The organism is Devosia sp., from assembly GCF_041917035.1.
Taxonomy (GTDB): Bacteria; Pseudomonadota; Alphaproteobacteria; order Rhizobiales; family Devosiaceae; genus Devosia_A.
Window position 1 is genome coordinate 1 of the sequence record NZ_JAYRYM010000168.1, and the last position, 8,034, is coordinate 8,034.

The window sequence follows — 8,034 nt, forward strand, 5'->3', positions numbered from 1 at the left end:
GCGTTCGACGCCGGCAAGCATCGGGCGCTGCCGCTCGTCGCCGACGCGAGGGTCGGACTCGAGCTGCTCTCGGCCGGGCTGGGCGCCTGGCGCAGCCCCAGGGGCTGGGTCGAGACGGCGACGGCGGCCAAGACGCGCTGGCTCGCGGCCGCCAAGGCGGTGACCGACCCGACCAACCAGCTGCCCTCCGATGCGCAGGTGATCGGTGCGGTGGCGCGGGCGAGGGGTTCGGGGGTGACGCTGGTCTGCGCCTCGGGCGGGCTGCCGGGCGAACTTCACAAGCTCTGGCCGGCGGGCGCGCCGGGCAGCTACCACATGGAATACGGCTACTCGACCATGGGCTACGAGATCGCCGGAGGCCTCGGGGTCAAGCTGGCCAAGCCCGACCACGACGTGGTGGTGATGCTGGGCGACGGCAGCTACATGATGATGAACTCCGAGATCGCCACCTCGGTGATGCTGGGCAGAAAGCTCACCATCGTGGTGCTCGACAATCGCGGCTTCGGCTGCATCAACCGGCTGCAGATGGCGACCGGCGGGGCGAACTTCAACAACCTTCTGAAGGATACCCAGCACGAGGTGCTGCCGGAGATCGACTTCGCCCAGCACGCTGCCGCGATGGGGGCCTGGAGCCGCAAGGTCTCCTCGGTGGGGGAACTCGAGACGGCGCTCGGCGAGGCCGCGTCGATCGAGCGCACCACGGTGCTGGTGATCGATACCGACCCCTTGATCTCGACCGAGGCCGGCGGGCACTGGTGGGACGTGGCGGTGCCGGAAGTCTCGGTGCGGCCGACGGTGAACGCGGCGCGCAGGGAATATGAAGAGGCGCTGAAGGGGCAGCGGTTGTAGGAACGCGGCAATCGGCAGTCGGCAGTCGTGAGCCGACCTGCTTTTTCGATTGCCGACTGCCGACATGGAGCAAGAATGCTGAAAGCCAAACTGGGCATGTCCCCCATTGCGTGGTGGAACGACGACCTCAAGGAACTGAGCGACGACGTGTCGCTCGAGGAGTGCCTCCGGCAATCGCGCTCGGCCGGCTTCACCGGCATGGAGAAGGGGCGGCGCTTCCCCGATGATCCGGCGGTGATGCTGCCCATCCTCAGGGCGGCGGACGTGACCCTGTGCGGCGGCTGGTTCTCGGGCACGCTGGTCGACGAGGAGCTCGCCGCCAACCAGGACCGCATTTCTCCGATGATCGAGCTGTTCAAGGCGGTGAACGCCCCTTGCATCGTCTACGGCGAGGTCGGCCGCTCGATCCAGGGCGACCGCACCAGGCCGCTGAGCACCAAGCCGCGGCTTTCCGACGACGAGATGAAAGCCTATGCGAAAAAGGTCACCGCCTTCGGCGAATGGTGCGCCGAACAGGGGATGCCGCTCGCCTATCACCATCACATGGCGGCGGTGGTCGAGACCGAGCCCGAGCTCGATGCCTTCATGGCGGCCTCCGGCCCGGGCATTCCGCTGCTGCTCGATGCCGGCCATCTCGCCTTCGCCGGCGGCGATGTGCTGAGGGCCATCGATCGCCACCATGCCCGGATCAAGCATGTGCACGTCAAGGATATCCGCCGGTCGGTGGTCGACGCGCTGGATCGGACGCGGCAGAGCTTTCTCGACGCGGTGGCGCTGGGCGCCTTCACCGTGCCGGGTGACGGTTCGCTCGATTTCGGCGCCATCGTCAAGCGCTTCGCCGACCATGGCTACGAGGGCTGGTTCGTAGTCGAGGCCGAGCAGGATCCGAGGACGAATCCACCGCTCAGGATGGCTGAGGTCGGCTACAAGGAACTGATGCGGGTGATGACGGCAGCGGGCTATACTGTCGAGACCCAGGGGTTCCGGAGCTGAGAGGCATGGCGTGAGCGAAGAAAAGAAGGTCGGGCTGTTCACCCTCGAGTGGTTCCGGCCGCTCTGGCGGCGGGTGATCGTCATCGCGGTGATCGCCCTCTGGTGCGGCTGGGAGTGGCTGTTCAACCACGACCAGTTCTGGGGCCTCGCCACGGCAGCGATGCTGGCCTACGGCATCTGGACCTTCTTCATCAATTTCGAGACCGAACTCGAGAAGGCCGGCAATGGCAAACCTAAGGATTAGGCCGGCGGCACCGAGCGGCCATGTGCACCACGTGACGCCGGCCAGCGCCGGCTGGGGTCATGTCGGGTTCGACCTGCACAGGCTGCCCAATGCCGGCGACGTGGCGCAGGGTGGAGTCGACGATCGCGAGGTGTGCATCGTGCTCGTCTCCGGCCGCGCCCGGATCGACGTCGACGGCCAGACCTTCCTCGCCGGCGAGCGGATGAGCCCGTTCGAGGGCCCGCCGCACGCCGTCTACGCGCCGGCCGGCGCCCGCTGGCACATCGAGGCGCTGACGGCGCTGGACGTGGCCGTATGCAGTGCGCCAGGGGTGCGCGGCGCCCGGCCGCCACGGCTCATCGGGCCGGCGGACACCGAGCGCCTGACCCGCGGCAAGGGCACCAATACCCGCTATCCGACAAACATTCTGCCCGAGACCGCGCCGGCCGATTCGCTTCTCGTGGTGGAGGTGATCACCCCCGGCGGCCACACCTCCAGCTACCCGCCGCACCGGCACGACGAGGACGACCTGCCGCGGCAGAGCCTGCTCGAGGAGACCTATTATCATCGGTTTTCGAAGCCGCAGGGTTTCGGCTTCCAGCGCGTCTACACCGACGACCGCTCGCTCGACGAGACCATGCTGATCGAGGACGGCGACGTGGTGCTGGTGCCGCGCGGCTATCATCCGGTGGCGGCGGTGGCCGGCTACGACATCTACTACCTCAACGTCATGGCCGGGCCGAAGCGGACGTGGAAGTTCCACAACGCCCCCGAGCACGAGTGGATGCTGGCTTAGGCCCGAACGAGGCGAAGCCGGCGGCCCCCTCGCTCTTTCCGGCGCCGATCGGAGCGCAGGCACCGCCACGATGCCCCTTGGCGAATGGCCGGCTTGCCCCTAGTGTCGCGCCGCCCACCGAACGCCCGAGTCCCCGCCATGTCCGACGCCTATTCCGCCTCCTCCGTCGCCGGCAAGGTCGCCGTGGTCACGGGAGGCGCGCAGGGGATCGGCGAAGCGACGGCGCGCCTTCTCGCGGCGCGCGGCGCGGCCGGCATCGTGCTGGTCGACCGCCAGGTGGAAAAGGGCGAGGCCGTGGCCCGCGCGCTCAACGACCTCGGAACCCGCACCCAGTTCGTCGCCGCCGACCTCGCCGACCATGCCCAGGTGGCACGGGTCGTGCCGGCCGCCGACGCCGCCTTCGGTCGGATCGACATCCTTGCCAACATTGCCGGGCTCACCGATCGCGGCACCATCCTCGATACCGACCAGGCCCTGTTCGATCGGATGTTCGCCATCAACGTCCGGGCGCCGTTCTTCCTCATGCAGGATACCATCCGGGTGATGCAGCGCGAGCGCATCGAGGGCGCCATCGTCAACATCCTTTCGGTCAATGCCCATGTCGGCTCGCCCAACCTGGCCGCCTACAGCGCCTCCAAGGGCGCCTTGACCACGCTCACCAAGAACACCGCCAACGCCACCAACCTGCAGCGCATCCGGGTCAACGGCATCCTGCTCGGCTGGGTCGACACGCCCGGCGAACACGTGACCCTCAAGACCTTCCACGATGCCGCCGACGACTGGCTGGAGCAGGCCGAGGCGCAGCGCCCCTTCGGCAAACTGATCAAGGCCGACGACGTCGCGCGCCTCGTCTGCTTCCTCGCCAGCGCCGAATCGGCGCCGATGACCGGTTCGGTGATCGACTACGAGCAGACCGTGTTCGGCGCGCATGGCGGTGGCTTTTCCGGCTACCCCGGCAAGGACTGAGCCGGCGACGCGCCCTGCCTGCCGCGCCTACTTGCCGCGCCGCTCGGCGACGGCAACCGTCAGCGTCATGGCCAGCGCCAGGGTCGCCGCCATCGAGCGGAACCCCTCGAAATCGGCCTCGACGATCTCCAGCCAGGCGTCGGCGATCGGGGCGATCGGCGAGAAGATCGAATCGGTGATCGACACCATCGGCGCCCGCCGTGCCTTGGCCGCGTGCGCCAGCGACACGGTTTCGCTGGCATAGGGGGTGAAGCTGATCGCGAGCACCGCATCGCCGGGACCGATGAAGCCGATCTGCTCGGCCCCGAGCCCGGCGATCCCGTCGACGAGGACGTTGCGCACGCCGAGCTTGCCCATCGCGTAGGCCATGTAGGAGGTGATCGGGAACGAACGCCGCAACCCCACGAGGTACACCGTCTCCGCCCTGGCGAGGATATCGACGGCCTGGTCGAGCACCTCGTGGTCGATCTTCAGGCGCAGTTCGCGCACCGAGCGCTCCGCCGTCTCGGCGAAGCCCTCGAGCAGCAGCCCGGTCTTGCTGGCCCCAATGCCGTGCTCGCGCAGCTGCCGCAGCCGCTCCTCGTAGCTGGGCACCTTGTCGCGCAGCCGCGAGCGGAACACGTCCTGGAGGTCGGAAAAGCCCTCATAGCCGAGTGCCTGCGAGAAGCGCACCAGGGTGGAGGGCTGCACGCCGGACTCCTGGGCGACGCTGGCGGCCGTGCCGAAGGCGATCTCGTCGGGGTTCTCGAGGGCGTAGCTCGCCACCTGGGTCAGCCGGCGCGGCAGGCTCGACGCACGCGCCACGATCAGCGACCGCAATGCTGCGAAGTCGCGGGGGGCGCGTTCGCTCTTGATGTCCTCCTCGGCCATGGCGGCGGCAGACTCCTTTGAGGCACCAGATTCCGGATCGGAGCTGCGAAGTCCATGGGTCGGCGGGAAGGAGTCCGGCTTTTCCACCCCCCGTGGACCTCCCACACGCTCGACGCGTCACAGCGCCCGGGGGCTCTGGGCTCCGGCCGTCTTCCCGGCTAGGATGCGTCGAACCCCCGTCCGGCGCTCCGCGCCACCTCCCCGGCTGGAAGAAGAGCACCGAGGCATCGGCCATCCCCTCGCTGCTCTCCCCGCCGGCGGAGGCTGGATCGGCCGAGGGCCGATCGGGGCAAGAGCGTGAGAGGGATGTTTCGAGCATGACCAGCATCGGCGTCGGCCTGATCGGCACGGGCTATATGGGCAAGGCGCACGCCCTCGCCTGGAACGGCGTCAGGCCGGTCTTCGGCGACGGCCCGCGCCCGCGCCTCGTTCACCTTGCCGAAGTGTCGGCGGAGCTGGCGGCGCGCCGGGCCGACGAGTTCGGCTTCGAGCGGTCGACCGGCGACTGGCGCGCCCTGATCGCCGACCCCGAGGTCGAGGTCGTTTCCGTCACCACACCGAATGCCTTCCACGCCGAGATGGCCATCGCGGCGCTGGAGGCGGGCAAGCACGTCTGGTGCGAAAAGCCGATGGCCGTGGCGCTCGGCGATGCCGAGCGCATGGCCGCGGCAGCCCGCGCCTCCGGACGGGTGACGGCGCTCGGCTACAACTACATCCAGAATCCGGTGATCCGGCATATCCGTACCCTGCTCAGCGAGGGGACCATCGGCGAGGTCAACCACGTCCGCTTCGAGATGGACGAGGACTTCATGGCCGATCCCGAGGCCCTCTTCTACTGGAAGAGCGAGGCCAGCTCCGGCTACGGCGCGCTCGACGATTTCGGGGTGCATCCGCTGAGCCTGATGCAGTTCCTCTTCGGCGGCGTGGCGCGAGTGATGGCGCAACTCAGCATGCCCTATGCCGATCGCCCCGACCGCGCCGGTGGACGTCGCCGGGTGGAAACCTGGGACATCGCCTCGGTGCTCCTCGAGCTGCGCGGCGGCGCCTCGGGCGTCATGGCGCTCAACCGTTCGGCCTGGGGCCGCAAGGGCCGCATCGCCATGCAGATCTTCGGGTCGCGCGGCACCATCGCCTATGACCAGGAGCGCTTCAACGAGTTCCAGCTCTACACCGCCAGCGACCGCCCGACCGAGCAGGGGTTCCGCACGGTGCTGACGGCCCCGGTGCACGAGCCCTACGATCGCTTCATTCCGGCACCCGGGCACGGGCTGGGCTTCAACGACCTCAAGATCATCGAGTGCCACGAGCTGCTGCGGGCCATCGGCGGCGAGAGGGACGCGCAGATCGTCGACTTCGACGGGGGGCTGGACATCGAGCGGGCCGTGCATGCCATGGCGCAGAGCCATCGCGAAGGCCGCTGGGTGGAGATCTGACATGCCGAGAATCGATATCGATCGCGTGCCAAAGCGACTGGGCTCGGGCTATCCGGCGCCCTTCGACGCGCCCTGCGCGGCCCGTACCCGGCAGCGGCTCGGCGATGCCGGCGGGCTCACCGATTTCGGGGTCAACCTCATGCATCTGCCGCCGGGCAACTGGTCGAGCCAGCGGCACTGGCACTCCCACGAGGACGAGTTCGTCTACATCCTGGCCGGCGAGGTGGTGCTCGTCGAGGATGGCGGCGAGACGATCCTGCGCGCCGGAGACTGCGCGGCCTTTGGCAAGGGCACCGGCAACGGCCACCACCTGCGCAACCGCTCCGACGCCGTCGCGGTCTACCTTGAGGTCGGCTCCCGGCACCCCGAGGACCTGACGACCTGTGCCGACATCGACCTCGAGAGCGCCAACGCCGACGGCGTGTGGCGCCACAAGGACGGAACGCCCTATCCGGAACCATAGGCGACCGCGGCCACCCCTGCCGGAAGGGGCGGCCGACAGGCGCATGGCTCAGGCAGCGGCGAGGCGCGTCGGCCGGTTGCCCGCTTCCACCCAGTAGATGAAGGCCGAGGCGGCAACGATCAGCGCGGCGCCCGGCCAGAATAAGATGCTGGGCGCCTGCCCGAGCAGGATCCAGCCGAGCAGGCCGCTCAGCGGCACCTTCACGTCGGCGAAGGGCTGCAGATAGGCCGCATCCGCCTGCTTGTAGGCGAAGGCCAGCAGGTACTGCGCCGCGGCCGTGAGCGCCCCGAGCAGGACCAGCAGCCACAGCCCGGTCCCCGAGGGCAGGGCAAAGACATTGTCGGTCAGTCCGGCCGGCAGCAGGCCGGGCGTCACCTCTCCCAGTCCCCAGACCGCCAGCAGGATGAGCAGGTGGTTGGGCGTCACCAGCGCCAGCAGCGAGATGGTCAGGGTCTCGGGGCTCTCCCCCTGGCGGGCAAGATAGCGGGTCAGCACGTCGGTCGTCGCCCACAGGGCAGCCGCCGCAACCGGGATCAGCGTCGACCAGCCGAGGCTCTCGCTGCCGACGCCGGAGACGATGATGGCACCGGCAAAGCCCGCCAGTGCCGCCCCGATGCGGGCCGCCGAGGCGCGTTCGCCGAGAAACAGCGTCGTGCCGACGATGATGAACAGCGGCCCGGTGGCGAGCAGCGTCACCATCTGCCAGATCGGCACGCCGGTGGCGAAGCCATAGACGAAGACGTGGACGCCGAGCGCCGACACGAAGGCCCGCACCTCGTGCGCGACCGGGTGCCTTGTGTGCAGCTTGTCGAGGCCGATCCTGAGGATCAGCGGCAGGCTGAGGATGGCGGCAATGACATATTGCCAGAACGCCATGCCGGTCGAACTCATGCCGAAGCCGCCATACTGCACCGGGGTGGGCAGCAGCGACTGCAGCAGGTTGCTGCCCGCAAAGGCGAGGCTGGCGACCAGCATGAACACGGCGCCACTGGCGGCGTGGCTGGGCTGGGAAGACGAGGAAACCTGGCTCATCGAACGATCCTTTCCGTAACCAGTTTCCCCAGGGTTACGGAGATCGAATGCCGGCAATTGCCCGCCGCCCGCCTCAATGGCGGCCGGCGCCGGCACGCCAGCGCTGATCCCGTTCTCTTTCATCCGGACTGTGACCGTCGGCTCCGGAATCGCACCGGATCTGCTGACCCTCCGGGACAGTCCCGGAGGCGCTCGCGGGCTTTGGGAGAAGAGGCTCCCATCTACCGCCGGTGGGGAATTGCACCCCGCCCTGAGAACGCGCCGGCCCGAGCGGACCGACCCCACACACATAGTCGCCGCTCCGGGGCGGCGCAAGCAGGTACAGCCTTGAAACCGGGGCCGACCCTCCCGGCGCCGGATGCCGGCTTGTATTATCGCTAATACCGGTTCATGGTGCGCGGCACGGCGC

General features: G+C 68.7%; 9 protein-coding genes and 1 riboswitch. Of the genes, 7 read left to right on the plus strand and 2 right to left on the minus strand.

The genetic code is table 11. The features are described 5' to 3' along the window. From ACE3TU_RS15640 to ACE3TU_RS15660, 5 genes are all read left to right on the plus strand, one after another. A partial coding sequence (locus ACE3TU_RS15640) for a thiamine pyrophosphate-dependent enzyme (RefSeq protein ID WP_374625816.1) occupies positions 1-849 on the plus strand: 849 nt, incomplete at its 5' end. A gap of 78 nt (positions 850-927) precedes the next feature. Continuing rightward, positions 928-1,842: a myo-inosose-2 dehydratase gene (iolE, locus tag ACE3TU_RS15645; protein ID WP_374625833.1), complete on the plus strand. Its 915-nt coding sequence runs from the start codon at positions 928-930 to the stop codon at positions 1,840-1,842. A 10-nt stretch (positions 1,843-1,852) separates the two neighbouring features. Next, positions 1,853-2,086: a hypothetical protein gene (locus ACE3TU_RS15650; RefSeq protein WP_374625818.1), complete on the plus strand. Its 234-nt coding sequence runs from the start codon at positions 1,853-1,855 to the stop codon at positions 2,084-2,086. Further along, the gene (gene iolB, locus ACE3TU_RS15655) at positions 2,067-2,861 is read left to right on the plus strand and encodes a 5-deoxy-glucuronate isomerase (protein ID WP_374625821.1); all 795 of its coding nucleotides are present in this window, start codon (positions 2,067-2,069) and stop codon (positions 2,859-2,861) included. The genes ACE3TU_RS15650 and iolB overlap by 20 nt, the downstream gene beginning before the upstream one ends. Before the next feature lie 138 nt (positions 2,862-2,999). Next, positions 3,000-3,827, plus strand: coding sequence for an SDR family oxidoreductase (locus tag ACE3TU_RS15660; protein ID WP_374625823.1), 828 nt, complete (start codon positions 3,000-3,002; stop codon positions 3,825-3,827). Positions 3,828-3,854: 27 nt separating this feature from the next. Here ACE3TU_RS15660 and ACE3TU_RS15665 read toward each other — a convergent pair whose 3' ends face one another. After that, positions 3,855-4,697: a MurR/RpiR family transcriptional regulator gene (locus ACE3TU_RS15665; RefSeq protein WP_374625825.1), complete on the minus strand. Its 843-nt coding sequence runs from the start codon at positions 4,695-4,697 to the stop codon at positions 3,855-3,857. Between the two features lie 317 nt (positions 4,698-5,014). On the opposite strand from ACE3TU_RS15665, the gene ACE3TU_RS15670 reads away from it, so the two are divergent. Together ACE3TU_RS15670 and ACE3TU_RS15675 are read left to right on the plus strand one after the other, a co-directional pair. Further along, the gene (locus tag ACE3TU_RS15670; protein WP_374625827.1) at positions 5,015-6,130 is read left to right on the plus strand and encodes a Gfo/Idh/MocA family protein; all 1,116 of its coding nucleotides are present in this window, start codon (positions 5,015-5,017) and stop codon (positions 6,128-6,130) included. Position 6,131: 1 nt separating this feature from the next. Continuing rightward, positions 6,132-6,593: a cupin domain-containing protein gene (locus ACE3TU_RS15675; RefSeq protein ID WP_374625829.1), complete on the plus strand. Its 462-nt coding sequence runs from the start codon at positions 6,132-6,134 to the stop codon at positions 6,591-6,593. Positions 6,594-6,641: 48 nt separating this feature from the next. Here ACE3TU_RS15675 and ACE3TU_RS15680 read toward each other — a convergent pair whose 3' ends face one another. After that, positions 6,642-7,625, minus strand: a complete 984-nt coding sequence (locus ACE3TU_RS15680) for a DMT family transporter (RefSeq protein ID WP_374625831.1) — start codon at positions 7,623-7,625, stop codon at positions 6,642-6,644. A 107-nt stretch (positions 7,626-7,732) separates the two neighbouring features. Next, positions 7,733-7,887: riboswitch (FMN riboswitch) on the minus strand. Positions 7,888-8,034: the final 147 nt, after the last annotated feature.

What these genes read in the sequence shown, in the direction of transcription:
- iolB (WP_374625821.1), top strand. Translation starts at nt 2,067, where the DNA reads ATGGCAAACCTAAGGATTAGGCCGGCGGCACCGAGCGGCCATGTGCAC.
- ACE3TU_RS15660 (WP_374625823.1), top strand. Translation starts at nt 3,000, where the DNA reads ATGTCCGACGCCTATTCCGCCTCCTCCGTCGCCGGCAAGGTCGCCGTG.
- ACE3TU_RS15665 (WP_374625825.1), bottom strand. Translation starts at nt 4,697, where the DNA reads ATGGCCGAGGAGGACATCAAGAGCGAACGCGCCCCCCGCGACTTCGCA.
- ACE3TU_RS15670 (WP_374625827.1), top strand. Translation starts at nt 5,015, where the DNA reads ATGACCAGCATCGGCGTCGGCCTGATCGGCACGGGCTATATGGGCAAG.
- ACE3TU_RS15675 (WP_374625829.1), top strand. Translation starts at nt 6,132, where the DNA reads ATGCCGAGAATCGATATCGATCGCGTGCCAAAGCGACTGGGCTCGGGC.
- ACE3TU_RS15680 (WP_374625831.1), bottom strand. Translation starts at nt 7,625, where the DNA reads ATGAGCCAGGTTTCCTCGTCTTCCCAGCCCAGCCACGCCGCCAGTGGC.